The following is a 17,401-nucleotide window of genomic DNA, read 5'->3' as shown; positions in this document are numbered from 1 at the left end:
TGCACACCCTTCCTACTTCGCGACCCAAGGATTGGCCATCGGTGCAACCGACACCGGGACAGCGGGTCCTTCGGCGCGGGGGCTGTACTTCTTGATGGATGCCTGGACGGCTTCCTTGTGCGGTCCGGTGTACCAGGGCATGGTGCGGACGAGTGTGGCGGGTGCGCCGGAGGCGAGAACGACGGCGCGGCCACGGTCCAGTTCAGCCAGGTTGGAGACGTCGAAGATGCGTTCCTTGCTCTCCTGACGAGAGCGGCTGGACCCCGATTTACCGGAGGAGGTGGAAACGTTGATGTAGCTGTAGTCTCCGATCAGGTCCGAGACTGCCCGGAGGAAGCCCTCTTCGGCTACGCCGCCGCCGTAGACCTTCACGTTCGCGGCCGACCAAATCTTCCGCATGCCTGCCTCGCCCCAGAGCTCCACGCCTTGGGACCAGGACTGCAGGATGCCCATGACGATGATGCCTTTGGAGCCGTAGTGGCTGTAGAGGTCCGGCAGCGCTGCCCATCGCACCACGTTGGCCAACTCGTCGAGCGGTAACAGGGCGGGCTGGGGAAGGCGACCTCCGCAGCGCTCGGCGCGTTCCTCCATCGCCTCGGCGATGGCTACCGTCAGGGCTGTGGTGAGCGGGGCAGCGGATCCGGCGCCTTCTTTGGAAAGGATGTAGATCGTCTCGTGCGCGGCGGCGAAGGCATGGGGGTTGAACTGGCGGCGGGGGTCCGTGGCCACCGTCGAGCCACCCGTTGGGGCGACCCAGCGCAGCGTATTACGGCTCTTGAGGCATTGGATCATCTTTTCGGCCGTGCCGAAGATACCGTCGCGCTGCTTATCAGCCAGCTCCAGCGTGGATTCAAGGCCCTTGTACTGCAGCTCGTAATCATGTTCGCGGAGAATGTTGATGGGTTCGCGGTTTACCTGCTCGGTGACCCAGAGGTAAACCTGCGTGATGGGTAAGTCTCCGAGGGCGGCCGCGAGAAAGTATGAGGAGAGGATGTCTTCGGCCTTGGGGTCGAAGTAGGCGTCGGGCTTGGACCCGGGGACACGGGATCCGACGGAGAAGTGCTGGGTGAGTTTGTAGGCCTTCTCTTCGTCTGTGACGTAGGAGAGGGGGTTCCACCACCAGTCCGGTTCTTCTTGGGCGATCTTTTGTGGATCGAACACCCACACAGGGGCAGTGTTCTCCCGGACGCCCCGGGTGCCGTCCACGACGTCGCGCTTGTTCGAGGTTGAAACCACGGCGCCGGGTGCGTCCAGGATGGCGGGTATGACCCGTGAGGTCGACTTACCGGTACGGGGACCCCAGATGTCGAGGCTCAGGTCTTCCCAGGACTGGATGAACTTCTGCCCTGTGGAGACAACCTTGCCCACCACGATGCCCGGGGTGTCCGTGACGCCGAGGCGCTCGGCTGTGGCTTTGGTTCCCTTCTCCGAGAACGCGTGCAATGCTTTGCCGCGTCCGAGGTAGCGGGCGGCCTTATCGACCCGGGCGCGCTTGGACGCACCCTTCCGCCACGCCACGAGGACAACGATGGCCAGAGCCAGCACGGCGCCCGCCATGAGGCAGGCAGCGACTGTGGCCTCGGTGGGCCATGGGACGCGGCCCTTGATCAGGCCGGCGATCAGGTCAATGGGGTGGGCTGGTGGTGCGTCGATGCCTGCCATCCAGGAGCCGAGGTGCAGGGCGGCGTAGGTTCCGCCGCCGAAGACGACGATGAAGCCGATGGCCAGCCAGACCAGCAGGGCATCGCCCAGGCCGATTCCTTTGCGGTTTGGTGCGCTCATTGTGCGCCTCCTTCGCCGAGCAGAGCGGGGGCTGCCGTGTCCAGCAGGGTTTCCGGGGCGGCATGCCATTTGCCGTCGGTGTCGTTGACGCCTTCCGGGCCCTTTTCCAAGGACGTGAGGCCGACCTGGACGGGGATCCCGGGACGGCCGCCGACCTTTATGAGGAATTTGCCCCGGCCTGGAGGTTCGACGTCGACCCCGCGTGAGTCCCACGCGGGCGGGTCCTGCCAGCCGATGAGTTTCTGCTGCTCCTGTCGGGACAGTGGAATGGCGGAGGTCAGTTGCGGCATCTCGGAGGCCGGGAGGCCGCCGCAGATGACCATTCCGGAGCGTTCGACGAAGCCGCGGGCTTTCATCCGGTCTTCTTCTGCCGGCAGTGCCAGCAGGTCGGACATGGTGTGGGAGATCATGATTTGGCCGACGCCCACGGACCGGTTCAACCGGGTCAGTGCGTCCACGCGGTCGACCATTCCTTTACCGGCGCGCAGCGCCCGCCAGAGCTCGTCCAGGACCACGAAGTAGTTCCTACGCGGTTCCAGGCCGGCGTCCGCGAGGGCGTTGGCGACGTTGATGGTACCGAAGCCGTAGGACCAGCACGCCAGAAGTATGGCGGCCTGCAGGTCCGTTTCGGTTTCGTCAATGCCGGAAACGTCGAAGACCACGGCGCGGTCGCGGACCATGGGCTGGCTGGTCTGTTGGGAGAAGATTTCTCCGAGCTTCCCTCCACCGGTCAAGCCGAGCAGGGTGGCTTCCAGCGCTCTGGTTTCCCGAAGGTAGATGTTCATGTCACCCCGGTCCAGTGCGACCTGTCGTAGCTCGTCGGGGGCGGAGACGATCACGTCCAGAAGGTCCTTCAACACCGGGACACCATCAAACCGGTGATCGAGGACCCGCAGGGCGCGGTCCAGGATGGTTTGTTCCTGATCTGTGGGTGGCTGGTTGCGGCTGATGGTGATCAGCGAGACCACCATGGTCAGGCGGCGGCCGTGCGCGTCAGCGCGGACGCGGGCGGCGTCCTCGGGGTGGCCGTTCTCTTCCAAAAGTTGTGCGGCTTCCACAGCCTGGCCTGGGTCGAGGATGTTCAGGTACCCGACACCACGGCCGAGCCGGATGACCTGCCCGCCCAGTGCCCGGACGGCTTTGACGTGCTCGCCTTTGAGGTCACCGAGGATCAGCGGGTGAACCCCTTGGGCGGAGAGTCCGATGAACATGCGCCGCACGACGGTGGACTTCCCCAGCCCGGGCTTGCCGAGGATGAACGCCGAGGGGTTGGAAATCAGGCGGGCACGCTGGAACCAGCTGATCGGGTCACAGCAGACGGTGGCCTGGGTTTCCTCGTGCCGTCCGAGCGGGACACCAATCATGGGCGAGGACGCACCGGAGGAGAACGGCCACAGACCGCAGACTTGAACCGTCGTTCCCCGGTACTCCTTCACGGAGGGGACGAGCTGAGCCATACCGCCGCCGCGACCGGGCCAGCCACGGGCACCAGGACCGGCCCCGCGCGGCTGTTTCTCAGCTTTCTTCGGTGCACCCTTGACCGCAGCGGTGCTGTGCTTTGAGGGACGGGCGAAGAGCTTCGTGCGGGCCATTACAGTGCATCCTTAATCTCGGACGGGAGCATGCTGTGCTTGGGCAGCACCAGGCCCAAGGGCAGGGACGCCGCGAACACCGTGTCCTGCGAGCCGTACGCTTTGCGCAGCAAGAGCCTGGCGCTACCGGAACTCTGTTCCACAGCGGCGACGGCGTCCTCCAAGCGCTCCCGGTCGGTCACGGTGGCGGTGATGACCATGCCGAAGTTCACCAGCCCTGCCCCTTGTGCTTCTTCCTGCGCCGTTTGTGCCGCCGAGCGGGCATCGACCAGAGCGCGGGCGGAGGGGCGGGAGCCGGAGGTGATGCGGACGTTGGCGTTGTTCTGGTCCCGCTCAACCACGGCAGCGGCACGGGCTGAGTCCATCGGCCGGTAGAGCAGAGAGACGCGCTTGCGATCCACGTCTCCGTGCGGGGCCAGCAGCCGGGACAGGGCCGAGGAGTTCACCGAACCACGCGGGGCGCCGGTCATGGTCCAGGAGACCGAGAACGCCGAATCGTGCCGGTAATTCTCCCAGTTGGATTGGTGCGCCGTGGGGCCAACCTCGGCCCAGGTGAGGGCCACCGGCGAACCAGCTGCGTGGGCTTCATCAATGATCAGCGCGGCGGGCGGATCGTAGGCGATCCTCACGACCTCGCACAGCTCCTGCGCCGTCATCGGCCGGGCAATACCAGCTCCCGTGGACTGCAACCGTGCCGACAAGCCAGGGATCCGGGACGCCAGGTCGCGGGCAACATCTTCCGGGGTCCGCTTCTTCGCGCCGGACCGGATGGCGGAGTTGAACGTCAAAGACACCCAGGCCCGGACCGTGGCTGATCCTTCGGGATAGGTAGCCACGACTTCGTTCAGCATTTCCCGGGCGAACTCAGGTGCGTCCGGGTCGATATTCATCAATACTTCGTTCCGGAGCCGGTATCCCGAATCCGGGGCGGTCTCGACTGTCACGGCGGCGGCATCCAGCCCGGCCTCATCGGCCAGCCCGGCGAGCCAGCCGCCCCAGTTTGCGACCCACGCATCGACCTGCTCAGGGTCAACCAGAGAGGCCCCGTCAGGTTCGGTGGAGAAGATCACGGTGAAGTGGCTTGTCGTGGGTACGTGCAGCATCGCGAACGGGCGCTTGTAGGAATCGGTGAACTCGTAGAGCGTCGACTTCGCTGCCAACCCCGGGAGCTGGTACATGCCCCACTCGGTCACTCCGAGCGGCCCGGACCGGTACAGGTTGGTCCCGGAGGACTTGGAGATTTTGAACGCCATGCGGGTGCCAAACCAGTCAACAACGGACTGGCCATGCTTGTCCTTGACCGTCAGCAACAGAGCGCTGACAGCAGCAAAGGCAAGAACGCCCAGGCCAACGAACAGGCCCCAAATAGCGAAGCTCACAATGCCCCCCAACAAACCGGCGAACACGATAGCGGTGCCGATCGCGCCGAGGTTAGCCAGCCCTGCAGAGCGCGGCACCCGCCAGTTGCCGTAGGACGGTTCTTTGTATTCGGTGTTAATTGCTGCCACTGGGGCCCTCCCCCGTTGAGTCCTGCGCTGTCTTTTCGATTGCCTGCGACGTCGCGGACGCCACCCTTGCTCCTGTAGCCACAGCCGCACCAGCTCGACCAGCTGGACCAGCTGCCGCCGCTCCCCCGCTAGCTGCTGCCCCTCCTGCAGTCCCTGCCTTGGTTGCTGCAGCCGTGCCAGCAGCTCCGCCGGTTCCCGTAGCGCCGGGGATGGGCTGCCCGCTCCCGCCTCGCGGGCCGGACGTTCCATCACTGCCCTTTGGCGGACTGCCCGCTTGGGTGCTTTGAGTGCTCGACGTGTTCGTTGATGACGAAGGCGTTGGGGAGGCGTTGCCCCTGCCGCCGCCGCCACGACCGTAGGAGACAGCACCGGTGGCGATGGCCCCCACAACTGCTCCCGCCCCCGCACCGCCACCGGAGGCAACAGCGGCAACCATCGGAGTTACGAAGCGCATCAACGCAGGCAGGGCGAACAGTGCTACGAGCATCAACGTGAAACCCGTGATCGAACCGATCAAAGCATCCTTTCCCCGTCCGCTCATGAGCAGGAATGCGACCGAGTAGACGATCGCTGCGGCTGGTTTGTAAAGGATGAACGCGATGGTCCACCCCACTGCTTTCTGGAACCACTGCCGACCCATTTCGGTGTTCGTGAACGCGGCCGTGGTGGGCAGAATGCCCGCCAGAATCACCAACATGCCACTGCGTACCACCATCAGGACTATCTGAACCAGGGAAGCGATCAAGCCAATCAGGCCCAGGACGATCAGGATGAAAACTCCGACGCCGGTCTGGTTCGTCAGAACCAGGAGTTTCATCGATTCGGCAAAGCCCCTGCCGTTTGTGGACCGCTTGATAATCTCTGCGGACAAGGCATCGGCGGCGACCACCAAAATTGAAATCACCCCCAGGCCCAGCCCGGAGACCAACATCAGGGTGATGAGGGATCTCAGCAGGTCTCTCAGTGGCGCGCCGCGCTGGTCCCAGACCAGCCGAATACCACCGAGTATGACCGCCAGGACGGCAAGAGCCAGAGTCCAGGGAGCTAGTTCACTGTTGACGATGGATACGACCGGGCTGGGCGTCGTCCCGTCCGCGCTGGCCAGGTTCACTGTGGGCATTGAAACCCAGAAGGTAGACAGAGTGGTCACCATCTGGCTCATGCCCTCCATGATGGCCTTGGCCAGATTGTTGATGGCGTCATCAGCTAGATCCGAGACGGCATTACCGATGCCGCATCCAATGTCTCCAAAACTGCATTCAGCCATGTCAGACCCCAGACCAGAGGATAAAGCCGCTCAGATCACGGATCTGTGAGGGGCCGTTGTAAGTCTTACCGTCGTCGGCCGGCATTACTTTCCAATCTCCTTCCATCCACCGCATGGACAGAGTCAGGTGAGCCAAAGCCCCGGAGCTGGTTTCAAATGCGAGGTCAACGGTTGACTCGGAAGGTGTGTAGGACTTGATCAAAAAGCCACGCACCTGGATGGAAGTTGCGCTGGGAGAGGTTGGCTTCGCGGCGGCTTCACGCATGGCGGTGTCTCGTCCGGTGCCGGGCATGAGCAGCTTGTCGGCAAGCTTCGAAACTAGCTCTGGAGACCCTGTCGACCCGAGGGCGGCCACATTCATCGCAGCATAGAGAGCCCCCGTGGGGGATTGCGCGAAGCAGGACCGGAAACCACTCTCATCGGTTACGCCTGGCCCGAAGGTTTTCGGATCGGTGGGCGTCGCCATTCGTCCTACCAGCTCCCACTTGGAAGGAGGGGCGGTCCCTAAGGACTTCTCAGTCCCAGCAGGGAGCCCGCAGACGCTCTTGCCTGCCTCAGTTGGCGCGCTGGGGCTGGTTGCGGCCGGGCTGGTTGGCTCTGTTGGTGCTGGTTGGGCGTTTCCTTGCCCTTTGGGGATCAGGAAGATCAGGACTGCTGCTGCGATCAGCGCGACGACCAGCGCTGCAGCAATGAGGAAGCCGGGTTTGGTGAACGGATTGGCCTCGGTGGTGCTCTCTGTTGACTGGCTCAAGGGTGAACCTCCCGTTGTTGGTTCTGGTTTAGACGAAGGCGCGGACGATGCCTGCAGCGCCGGTGATGATGATGCAGCCGAGCAGGACCCAGCCGAGTTTGGCGATCGACTGGGCGCCCTCGCCGCGTTGGAGCTGGATGACCATGGTGATGCCCACGATGATGACGCCGAGAACACCCAGGACGAGGCCAATACCCGAAGCCCAGTTGAGGATGGTGAGCAGACCGCCTGCCTGGGAGGGAACGACGGGGGTCGGCTCGGGGATGACGCTGGTGGTGATTGCGGTGATCGTGTACATGATGAGAGACCTTTCAGTGGTTGCTGATTGGGTTGGTTTCCGTAACCAGGGCGGTTACGTCGGTGATGAAGCGTTGGTATCCGCGGGCCGTGGGCGGTGTAGTCGAGTCGCCGTGCCGCCAAGCCTCGACCCAGGGAAGCGTCCAGAGACGGGGCGCTCCCCCACCAACGATGGCTAAAAAGTCACGGAGCGCTTTGGGTGTTTTTCCCGGTGCGTCCGCGAGGACGGCGAGGCCGAGCAGGTCAACAGTGGGTGCGGCTCCTGAGGCCCATTGGGTCAGGGCGCTTTGCGCTGTGGTGAGGCCGCGCATGTCGGCACGGCAGACCAGCAGCACGCGGGGCTTGCTGCGGTCCTGCAGGACGGGCCAGCAGTGCCCGGTGGGGCGTGCCCCGTCGAGCAGGTCAGCGGTGCGGCTTTCACCGGCCCCGCCATGGCTGCCGAGAACCCACAACGCTGCGGTACCGGACATGGTGCGCGAGGCGAGACGATCTGCCGTGTCGGGTTCGACCATGCCTTTAAGCGGGGTGCTGATCACGGCAGCCGGCGGGACGTGCAGCTCGGGCGTTTCTTCTTCGATGCTCTCAGCCGGGCTGGTGATCCAGGGGTTCAGGGAGAGGTGCATGACTTCCTCCTTTCTTCGGTCGTTTGTTGGTGTCTAGAAGCCTTTGGCGACGGCGGCCGCAGCGGCCAGCCACGCCCGCTGGGTGGCGGGCTGGAGAGCTTCGTAACGGATGGGGCCGTTGACCAAGGCCGGATCGTAAGGGATCCGGACGACGGCGCGGACGAACGGTTCGAACCCATCCGCGATGCGCTGGGCCTCGGCTTTCGCGCGTTTCAGCGCATCCCCGGTCATGCTGCGCTTGGCGTCGGTCGATTCGGAGACGATCACGACGGCATTGCGTGCCAGTTCGGCGTCGTGGCCGCCACGGGACTCGAGGGTCTGCAGCGTCAACCGGGCGGCCTCTGCACGGTCTTCGATGGCGGTCACTGGAACGACGAGCTGGTTGGTGTGGTCGATCATCCGACGCCAATTCGCGGCCCGTGCAGTGTTACCGGAGTCCATAACCACCAGCCGGTAGTAACGGGTCAGCACCTGGTGAGCGATATCGACTTCTTCAGCGGTGACCTCATGGTCGCCTTCTTCGTTCTCATCCGAGCGCAGCACATCGAACTTGTCAGCCGTTTGGTGGTGGACGAACTTGGCGATCTCGGCCGCGTTCGTGGACGGGGAGAGCAGTTCGGTGGAGGAATCGATCAGGTCCAGGACGCTGCGGTTATGCGCGCCCTTCTCCGTCCGCCAGCCCAGAGTGCCTTGGGATTCGTTGTTGTCCCACGCGACGGTGGCCGCTCCGCTGTAGCGAGCAAGGATGGCCGAGAGCATGACCACGGTGGGGGTCTTGTTGGCCCCACCCTTCCGGTTGACCACGGCGATGGTCCGGGGACCGGGCCAGTGCTGGCTCACGGTGCGGATATCCTCGCGCTCTGCGAGTTCTTCAGTTGAGGGGTCCATGCGGAACCCGAGCCGCGTGAGCGTTCCACGCCAGCCCTGTGTGGCAGGTTCCAGCACCGGGGCGCTGACCAGGAATGAGGTTTCCTTCAAGCTGCGCCGAGTCAGCGGTGCATCCGGGCCGGCTACAGCTGCCTGAGGTTCTTCGGCTTCGACGGGAGCGGGCGGCCATGGCTGGCGGTCCACTGTCGCCTCCGCTTCTTTGACGGTTGCGGGCTGTGAGGGAGCAGGGATTGGTTCAGGAGCCGCTACAGGGACGCTTTCAATGACGGCCGGTGCTACGGTCTCGGGCGTGGTCGCGGGGGCCTGTGCCCGGCGTCGGGCCGGGCGTGGTTCGTAGGAGACGGATTCGATTTTGTTGTCCGGGTGCACGATCAGTTCTCCATGCCCTTCGGGATCCTCGATCTGGACCCTCACTGGACGTTTCAGGGTTTGCGCTTCGCCCACGACGAGGGCGAGGGCGTTGTTGCGGAGGTCCTGCAGGGTGTCCCCGTTGGGGACGACGCGGGAGTTGCCAGCGACGACGACTTCAGCGGTGCCGTTGTCGCGGACGATGGCCTTGATGCTTGGAAAAGCCAGGACCTCAGTTGATGTAGTACTCATGGACTCTTTTTCCTTTACGTGTGCGAGGTGGAGAGGCGTGGCGTTTAGGACGTTGGTGGTGTGAGCCGGTTGACCTTCCACGGCGCCTCCTTGCCCGTGCGGAGCAGCTGCAGCGTGTACGTCCCTGCGTTCGTGGGGACTGTGGCTGTGACCCCGTAACCGTTGGATTCATCGACGGTCAGCGTGGCCGGCCCGGTGACGCGGCTGGCCGGAATGTTGGCCGGGTCCACTGCCGAGTAGTCGGCGGTGGCCTGCGGGGTGAGCCAACGGGCAAGATCGTTGGCCCACTGCTGTTCCTCGACATTGGGACGGGCGAAGTCGGCCATAGCCTTCTGCGCGACGTCCACGGCCTGATCCTTGCTGGCCTGATCCCAGGCGATACCAATCGTGGCAGGGACGGTTCCGCCCGGCGCCTGCGGACCGCTGTCAACGCTCAGGGACACCGGAGCTGAAGGCGTGGGTGTTGTCTGCATGGGCGCTGGCGTGGTGTTCGACGCCGGGGCGCATCCAGCGCACAGCAGCGCTGCTACCGCGATGAGGGCCAGGGGCTTTTTCACTTCTTCTCCTATTGGTTGGGCAGGTACAGGAACGCGGACGGGACACTGCTGCTCACGGTCCGGGTGTAGTAGTTGTGGTCATCAGGGGGTGGGTTGCCGTTGTAGCCCTCTTCGACGTAGGTCCCGTTGTCCTTGACTTCCTTGACCACGGCCACGTGGCCGAACGTCGGGTCCGATCCGCCCACTCCGGGCGAGTACCAGACGACAGCGCCTACCCGGGGTGTTTTACCGGAGGGCCAGCCCTTGGCGTCCCAGCCGGCCTTCCACTTCACCGCCGAGCCGAGACCCTGCCCATCAGGACGGAAGTTGCCATTGAGGAACTTGAACGGCGCACTGGTGGACCGCATTTGCTGGTTGACCCGCCATAAAGCGAAGTCCACGCATTCGCGGTAGAACATACCCAACGGTGAAGCCGCAGCTGATCCTGCCCCGACCTGCAACCAGGTCGGAGAGTCCTTCCACGGGTAGTCATCCCCAGCACCGGATTTCCCCGGGATCCCGCACCCGCCGCCTTCAACGGAGAACTTCCCGTCCGAAAGCGTCTGGACGATCTTCACGGCCTCAGGCCAGTACTTCTGGTAGTGGTACGGGTCCGCGTTGCGCTGGACCTTGTTCCCGGCAATGGTGGGCTCCAGCAGCTCCCAGCCCGGGACCGCCTGCAGAGCTTTGATGAAGTTCGTGGCACTGATGATCGGGTCCATGCGGTCCCTGTAAGAACCCCACGCGCCGTTGTCGCGCTGCTGAAACAACCCACGGGAATCAGGGCCGGGACCATCGCCATAGTCCAGCACACGCAGACCCGACTCCCCCAGGGCCACCATGATGCTGATGGTCTGGCCCTTCACGGAGAGGTTCAGCGCCTTGCCTGCCCCCATGACAGCGGCAGCATTCTTTAGCTGCTCGGCGGTGTAACCATCAACCTTCGTGCTGCCGCCAACGGCAACGGATACCGGCCCGCAGTCGGCAGCGGCAGGTTTCGCAGGTGCCAGCAGCAGCACGATTGAGAAGATCAAGCCGAAGAACAGGCTAGGGATCACAACGAGAGCCACAAGACTCAGCGACGTCCGCCGCATCATGAACGGCCTCGGGAGCGGTTTCGGCGGGCCCAAGAGCCTTGAATCAACAGCGAGTCGGCGGCTTCAACGGTTCGGACTATGTCGGGAGCCAGAACATTTTGTAGGACTCCCCCCAAGCCCGTGCGTCGGGCAAATTCTGCCTCATACTTGACACACGCAGTACGGCCCTCGACGAACTCCCACCATTGCGTCACCGGGGCGCGTGGTTCCTGCGCGGCCAGAAGGGCGACCTGGCCTACCGCATTCCCTCGGGCCCCTCCAGCTACACAGCCCAGCTGGCGCCTCGACTTCGGCAGGTGAACTATGGGCCGCATACGCCTCCTTAGCAGTGAGGACTGGAGATGGATGTGTCGTAGTAGTTTCAGACTAGCGAATAGTTTAACTAGTCGCTATCTTGATGCGGTCTCTCGAGTGGGGATGCGGCAAAATAAGAATCATGCCCCGCTACGCCCGCCCTAAAATCCCATCCAATACGGAGCGGGCAATCGGCGTGTTCAGCAACTCAACAAAAGTGGCGATTGTCGGCTACCTTGCTAAATCGGGGCCGGCTACCAGAGGCGAAGTGGCCAAGGGGCTGGAAATTGGGGTCCCTACGGCTCAGAACAATCTGGTGCAACTGGAGGCCGAGGGCGTTCTGATAGCGGACCCGCCGGCATCGGAAGAGCGGAATGGCCAGCGCGTAAGGTACTCCGTTGACGCCGACGAGGTGGCCCGGCGCTACTCCATCCTGGGCCGCGCTCTTGGACTTGATGAGGATCGGCCCGGGGATCCGCGCCAAGAAAGCAGATCCTGACCGCAGAAAAGGCATTCAGCCGCGCGTGAGTGCCCCACCCCAGGGCTCCTGGTGGGGTTGAGTCAAATTGCTGGATCGTAGGCACCCCAATAGCCTACATTGAGCATGCTCAAGATATAAAAAGCATGCTTAACCACGGTGTGTCGTGAGTGTTCTAGCCGTCCTCGTCCAGTATCCGGGCTATCGCTTGGAACTTCTCAGGTGAGACGCCCTTCAGGCTGCGAGCAGCAAACTTCTTCACTCTCTTCTCGCGAAGAGTCTTCAAGGACTGGAGCTGCTTTTCGATACGTTCCGGAACCTCGGTTTCGAAGTCTTTGAGGTACGCCGGGTTCACGCCGAAGAAATTGGCCAAGGCCGTGAGTAGCCGTTCATCCGTCACCGTGGCCCCGTTGCCATCGCGCATATAGAGCCACCGCGACCGAGAAAGAGTCACGCCTTGCTCTTCCAGTCCCCGGCGGATGTCTTCAAACTCGTAGGGCTCTCCCCCGCTGGCTACCATCACGTCGAGCAGGAGATTCAACCGCTCCGATAATGTCTGGCGCCAGGCGTCCCGCGCCTCGTTGAGATTGGGCGACATCGCTACGCTCCGAGCAGCGACAAGCTAAGCAGGTATGCGAGCCATGCCACCACGCCTATGGCACTTCCCCAGAGCGACTGCACAACGCTCTGGCGCTTTAAGGCTGCCCGTGACCAGATGAGGACGGGGAGCACAATCAAGGCGACGAACCAAAGCGGAGACAGTGAGGTTCCGAGGCCCAGCACGATGCCGGTGAAGATTGCAGTATGTACCGAGATGTTCCACCGCGACCGGCCCAGTGCAATAAGTGTGGCTCCGACGAAGAATGCGATGCCGTTGGCGATGAGCAGCGCAGGGGCGCCTAGCAATGCCGTGATGATCAAGCCAAGGCCGAGAACGCCCGCACAAGCCATGAAGCTCCGTGTCTTCCTGCGTTCCTCAGCCCAGCCCAAGGACTTACCAATTCGCGGAAAGACCAGTACGCCAAGGAGGATCACAACTGCCAGCGCCGCCAGGGTAGCGATCAGTGCCGGGACGGATCCAGGAGCGCTAATGGCTGTTGCAACCGCTGCCACCAGGAGCATGACCGCAGGGTGAAGAATCCGGCTAACGGCTTCTGCCGAACGTCCCGGGGTGGTTTGCTGGTCAAGCATGTGTGTTAACTTCCATCGTTCGAATTGTGGCCAGTTCGGCTTCAGAGAGTCTACCTTCTAGGGTTGCATCCGATTCAAAACAGTCGCGTATTTCGACTCTTCTTCGATGCCTTCGCATCGCGGGGTCCCGGCACATGATTTCCATCAGCCGACCGCGGTACGGCCAGATGACATACTGATCAATTTCAGGCTGCAGCTTGGCCCACAGTGGGCAAAGATTCCAGAGCTCCCGTCGGCCGATGAAGTCTTTCCTGGCGGACTCCAGCCATCGAGGAAACGTCGGGATCCCGATGGCTAAAGCAAAGACAATGGCGGCGCTGGCCGTGAAGATCCGTTCGAGCGTTCCGAGAATCTCTGGTGGGGAACCAACCAGATCAGTAAAGGTCATTATGGAGTGGATCAGCGCGACAGCCAGGGCAAAACCGGACCCGAGAGCTACGAAGGCCAGCGACCGCCGCCGACGCAAGGACTTTAGCTGTGGCCTGTAGCGGACACTGAGACGCATCGCTGAATAGGCCACAGTGGCAAGGTGCGCGAGCATCAGAAGGCTATAGGTGGCGACTAGAGGATTGCTCTCGTACTGGCGCATACCGGAACTGCTAAGCGATGGAGCTGCCTGGATGAACAGGAGCACCTGGCCGCCGTAACTGGCGGCTGCTATGACGCAGGCGAAAATAACAGGACGCCTTAGTTGTGAAGGGGCCATGGCTCTCCAAATGCCTATATGCATTGACAGCAAGGTTGCTGTTAAGAAAGCCCGGTGCGCCAAGGCGAGGTAGTTGATACCTCCCAGGGCTGCATCCACTGCATAAAAAATCGGCTCGACAAGGAAGATCGCCGTGAGCGAGCCAAAGAAGCTGCCGTAGATCCACGAACCGTGCATCCGGCGACCCCGGGAAACGTACATCGCCACAGACGAGAGCAGAAGCACGATGGCGGCAATAATGAGAACAAAACCAGCGAGCGTCAACCGATTACATCTCCGAAGCCTAAAATCTCTTCATCCCTCTTCCCGGAGCGGATCTGTGCGTAAAGCCGATCCGCCAGCAGCTCAGCCTCCGCTTCGATCCCGGTGCGCAGTTTGGTGTGCCGCCACCCGTGCAGGACCTTTAGGGGATCCAAATCCGGGAAGACGACAGCCAGCTCCTCCCCCGACAGGGGCTCCGGATCGTGCTGGAGCAGAACATGTGCGATTTCGTGCAGAATGTTCATCTCGCCGGCGAATTCTGACCGGTCGCCCACATGGAGCAAGCGGTTCACTTCTTCGCCCTCATGCCAAAAACCTGACATGTCCACATCGAGCAGGGCATCCCTCCGGGAGAGCTGAATGGGCCTCTCCGTGACCAGCTCAACAAATCGTACGAGCTTGTCCAGACTTAGAGGCGAAGGCAGTTCGACCGCCCGGGTGAAGGCGGACACTCTTCGGGCAGCCCGCCGCCTATCCAAGGCAGATACGGCAAATCTCCCCAAACGGCCTAAATGCCGTTCTGCAAACTGGGCCGATGATGCAATAGGATGAAGGTTGAGCATGCTTAAGGATCTTCAATCATGATCAAGCGAACGTAGGAGGAGCAAAGAACATATGTCACATCCTAACTACGCAGTCCAAGGCCGAAACGAAACTCGCATACGGCTCCCTTACCGACACGCCCCTCGCCCTTCGCGGACTTCAGTTATGGAAACCAAGTGTGGCGGCAAGTCGCATACGCAGAAATATCAACGACACTTGACTGAGGCTGATCCGACGTACCGGACTGCGGCAGGGATTCTCGAACCGTCGTTACTACGTGACGGGCTCCATATGAGACGGGAGCAAACGTTCTCTGCGGGAGCAAAGATCATCCCCCATAAGGTGAGCCGTGGACCCTTTGTCAAAGAATGGACGCGACACGCCCCCCTGCATCTAGGGTTTCGATAACAAAAACCGATTAGATAGCTCTATGGCACTCCGAAAGCTCGCACAGGGTGGACGCCCGTCTAAGGGCCCACGGCATACATTCAACGTCAAACCGGACATCACTCGCGCCGAAAAACTGCGTGACATCCTAGACATTCTTGACTGCAACGCGGTGGACTACCTAACCCCCCTTGTTGCTGCCCACATCGACTCCATCGATCTGGAAAAATTTCGGGCCGAGCACACACAGGAGACTTTGCCTATCGCAAAGGCTAGTTAAAAACTGAAGGCCCGCACTAGGCGGGCCTTCATCTAAGTATCTGTTCAGATCCAGTTCTTGGCGGGATCAGATCTGAACTTGTAGAACACCCACCCTGGTGGGTGGATTTTCCATACCCCTCAAAGAGAGGCTGTTGTTGTCTATGGTACCGGATGCCGTTTTGGCGTCAACGCATCCAAATGCGAGTGTCGCGCCAGAAGTGTCTCCTGAACACGCGTGGAGTCTCGCTCCCTTGATCGCCGGCGCGCCGTCATACCGTTTGGGGCGTTGGATTGGTCAGCGCTTTCAGTATCCCCGGCCAGCGAATGCGTCGAAGATCACTCGTTCTTTGCCCCATCGCCCTGCTGCGGTGATGGTGCACGGCGCCGATGGCCGTGTTGCCACGTTGTGCCTTGACTTTGACACCTCGAAAGCCTTGAAGGGTGTTGTGGATTCCGACGCGGCACGGATCGGTCGGCTGTTAGCTGCCTGTGGGATGAGGTTTGTAGAAGATTTCTCCCCCAGCGGTGGACGCCACCTGTACGTCCCGCTTCAGGAACGTCTGGAAGCGGCCGAGGCCCGGGAACTGGTTGAAGCGCTAGCTCTGATAGCCACCAGTTTGGACCCGAGCCCCCATCAGAACATCACCGACGGGTGCATCCGTGTCCCTGGCTCGGTGCATAAGTCCGGTGGCCACCAGACCCTTATCACTCCCCTGTCCAAGGCATACGACGTTCTTCGCCGCCGCAACCCCGCCCGAGCCTTGGTGGAATTGCGTAGTGCCTTGGCGCCAGAACTGACACGCAAACGTGCGCTGAAAGCACGCGAAGCGAAGCGCGTAGCCGCACAACGGACAGGCGCGTTGCCGACGCTACCCCTGTCGGGCGGGAGCGAGTCCCCGTTGCGTCGGGTTGCCCGGAGCGGTTTGTACAACACGGCCACGTACAAGAGCCCGTCCGAAGCCCGGATGGCGGTGCTGAACCACTTCAGTGCCTGCGGCTGGTCCTTGCAGCAGGTTCAGGGCGAGCTTGCGGTCCAGTTCCCAGGTCTTGCGGCCCTTTACGGATCCGCGGAGCGTCAGGCTCGGCTGCTGCCCTACGAATGGGCCAAAGCCCAGGCTTTCACCAACTCGGTCTTAAACGCGAAGAAACCACTCCCCCGTAAACACGGGGAAAAGAGTGCCCCTATTAACAACACAAGCCTCCCATTAACCACAGGGGGGCGAGGAAACTCCAGCGCCGCTGGAGTTCGTCAGCTTGTGAACGATCTGGAAAATGTGCTCTACGGAGTTCTGGATCACAGACTTCAATCGCGTGGCCGCGAAGGCCTCAGCCTTCGCTTACTGATTCGCGGTCTGCTGGGCTACATGCGTGGGAAGGAAACTGACGTTCTCGACGTTGGGTGCCGCACCTTGGCTGCCGCGATGGGTAAGCATCATGTCACGGTCGCCCGACTATTGCCCATCCTGGCTGCGGCCTCGGACGGGATTTTGACAAAGATTGCTGACGCACGTCAGAAAGCAGCGGACGTTTACCTCATTCAGCTGCCTGACCACTACCGACAACTAGCCAAAGAGCTGACCTGGCGGAAAGGAAAAATCAACGCCGTACGGCCTGTGTTTCGTGCTCTGGGTGACCCCGCAGCTCTTGTCTATGAAGCCATCGAACGGGGCCGGCACTCCCCCACCACTGCCGAGATCGTCCGTTCAAGTGGTGTCAGCCGCAACGCCTGCTCGGCCGCCCTAGCAGACATGGAAGCCCTGGGCATGATCCAACGCCAAAATGGCACCTGGCGCGTCACCACCGCCAATCTGCGCATGCTTGCCGGCAGGCTCGGAGTCCTCGATGACTACTTCGAACAGATCAGCCGCAACCGCCGCGAACGCGCCATCTGGCACGCCTACCTGGCTCGGTTCCTTGAATGTCAACTCGAGGAAACCGATATTTATGACTACGAGACTGAAGAAATTTGGATACCACCCAACGACAACTACACGTTGTGGCAGGTAGCCTGAGTCGCCGGCCATGGCAGCGCTCGGACATCTTTGTGCTAGATGCTTGCTTCAGCTCGAGGCCGATATTCGAATTGTGTCCGTTCGGAGGGAGTTCTAGCGGCAGCTTCTGACAGGCTGAGGTGCTATGTCTTCCATCGTTCGTGGGCTGACTGTTTGCTGATTCCCAAGGTAGTGCCGATGGCTGCCCAGGAGACTCCCGCGGACCGTGCTGCATGCACTCCCCTATCAATGCGCCCTTCCGCGTCCTTGAAAGAACGTAGGGCGGCCTTTAGCTCTGAAATTGCTGCAGCAGGCTGCGCATGGGTCAACCATTCGTGGTGCATGGCA

General features: G+C 61.9%; 16 protein-coding genes. 2 read left to right on the top strand and 14 right to left on the bottom strand.

From position 1 onward, the window contains the following. Positions 1-12: 12 nt before the first annotated feature. The 10 genes from AB0N72_RS19120 to AB0N72_RS19075 are packed head-to-tail and all read right to left on the bottom strand — an operon-like array spanning position 13 to position 10,938. Positions 13-1,782, bottom strand: a complete 1,770-nt coding sequence (locus AB0N72_RS19120) for a TraM recognition domain-containing protein (protein WP_363934015.1) — start codon at positions 1,780-1,782, stop codon at positions 13-15. Continuing rightward, a complete protein-coding gene (locus tag AB0N72_RS19115; protein ID WP_363934013.1) occupies positions 1,779-3,374 on the bottom strand; it encodes a DUF87 domain-containing protein in 1,596 nt (531 codons plus the stop codon). The genes AB0N72_RS19120 and AB0N72_RS19115 overlap by 4 nt, the downstream gene beginning before the upstream one ends. Beyond that, complete coding sequence (locus AB0N72_RS19110; RefSeq protein WP_363934011.1) at positions 3,374-4,882, bottom strand: SCO6880 family protein; 1,509 nt, start codon at positions 4,880-4,882, stop codon at positions 3,374-3,376. The genes AB0N72_RS19115 and AB0N72_RS19110 overlap by 1 nt, the downstream gene beginning before the upstream one ends. Next, on the bottom strand, positions 4,869-6,149 hold the full coding sequence (locus AB0N72_RS19105; protein WP_363934009.1) for a hypothetical protein: 1,281 nt from the start codon (positions 6,147-6,149) through the stop codon (positions 4,869-4,871). The genes AB0N72_RS19110 and AB0N72_RS19105 overlap by 14 nt, the downstream gene beginning before the upstream one ends. A 1-nt stretch (position 6,150) precedes the next feature. Beyond that, positions 6,151-6,900, bottom strand: a complete 750-nt coding sequence (locus AB0N72_RS19100) for a hypothetical protein (protein WP_363934007.1) — start codon at positions 6,898-6,900, stop codon at positions 6,151-6,153. Between the two features lie 28 nt (positions 6,901-6,928). Further along, positions 6,929-7,198, bottom strand: coding sequence for a hypothetical protein (locus tag AB0N72_RS19095; protein ID WP_363934005.1), 270 nt, complete (start codon positions 7,196-7,198; stop codon positions 6,929-6,931). 13 nt (positions 7,199-7,211) lie between these two features. Then, positions 7,212-7,820: a DUF6668 family protein gene (locus tag AB0N72_RS19090; RefSeq protein ID WP_363934003.1), complete on the bottom strand. Its 609-nt coding sequence runs from the start codon at positions 7,818-7,820 to the stop codon at positions 7,212-7,214. A 33-nt stretch (positions 7,821-7,853) separates the two neighbouring features. Continuing rightward, entirely contained in the window at positions 7,854-9,308 is a 1,455-nt protein-coding gene (locus AB0N72_RS19085; protein WP_363934001.1) for a chromosome partitioning protein ParA, read from the bottom strand. 44 nt (positions 9,309-9,352) lie between these two features. Then, positions 9,353-9,865: a hypothetical protein gene (locus AB0N72_RS19080; RefSeq protein ID WP_363933999.1), complete on the bottom strand. Its 513-nt coding sequence runs from the start codon at positions 9,863-9,865 to the stop codon at positions 9,353-9,355. Between the two features lie 8 nt (positions 9,866-9,873). After that, complete coding sequence (locus AB0N72_RS19075; RefSeq protein WP_363934170.1) at positions 9,874-10,938, bottom strand: CHAP domain-containing protein; 1,065 nt, start codon at positions 10,936-10,938, stop codon at positions 9,874-9,876. A 439-nt stretch (positions 10,939-11,377) separates the two neighbouring features. On the opposite strand from AB0N72_RS19075, the gene AB0N72_RS19070 reads away from it, so the two are divergent. Then, on the top strand, positions 11,378-11,734 hold the full coding sequence (locus AB0N72_RS19070) for a helix-turn-helix domain-containing protein (RefSeq protein ID WP_363933997.1): 357 nt from the start codon (positions 11,378-11,380) through the stop codon (positions 11,732-11,734). Positions 11,735-11,888: 154 nt separating this feature from the next. Here the strand turns inward: AB0N72_RS19070 and AB0N72_RS19065 are convergent, their stop codons facing one another. Genes AB0N72_RS19065 through AB0N72_RS19050 form a run of 4 tightly spaced genes read right to left on the bottom strand, consistent with a single transcriptional unit; the run spans position 11,889 to position 14,434 of the window. After that, positions 11,889-12,311: a hypothetical protein gene (locus tag AB0N72_RS19065; RefSeq protein ID WP_363933995.1), complete on the bottom strand. Its 423-nt coding sequence runs from the start codon at positions 12,309-12,311 to the stop codon at positions 11,889-11,891. 2 nt (positions 12,312-12,313) lie between these two features. Then, positions 12,314-12,904 (bottom strand): hypothetical protein, encoded by a 591-nt coding sequence (locus AB0N72_RS19060; RefSeq protein ID WP_363933993.1) that lies wholly within the window; start codon positions 12,902-12,904, stop codon positions 12,314-12,316. Continuing rightward, entirely contained in the window at positions 12,897-13,874 is a 978-nt protein-coding gene (locus AB0N72_RS19055; protein WP_363933991.1) for a hypothetical protein, read from the bottom strand. The genes AB0N72_RS19060 and AB0N72_RS19055 overlap by 8 nt, the downstream gene beginning before the upstream one ends. Continuing rightward, a complete protein-coding gene (locus AB0N72_RS19050; RefSeq protein WP_363933989.1) occupies positions 13,871-14,434 on the bottom strand; it encodes a hypothetical protein in 564 nt (187 codons plus the stop codon). Before AB0N72_RS19050 ends, AB0N72_RS19055 begins: the two co-directional genes overlap by 4 nt. Positions 14,435-15,313: 879 nt before the next feature. On the opposite strand from AB0N72_RS19050, the gene AB0N72_RS19045 reads away from it, so the two are divergent. Then, positions 15,314-17,074, top strand: a complete 1,761-nt coding sequence (locus tag AB0N72_RS19045; protein ID WP_363933987.1) for a hypothetical protein — start codon at positions 15,314-15,316, stop codon at positions 17,072-17,074. Positions 17,075-17,401: the final 327 nt, after the last annotated feature.

Source organism: Paenarthrobacter sp. NPDC089307, from assembly GCF_040685055.1.
Lineage (GTDB): Bacteria > Actinomycetota > Actinomycetes > Actinomycetales > Micrococcaceae > Arthrobacter.
Note: the sequence above shows the minus strand (reverse complement) of the source record. Positions and strands in the feature narration are given on the sequence as shown.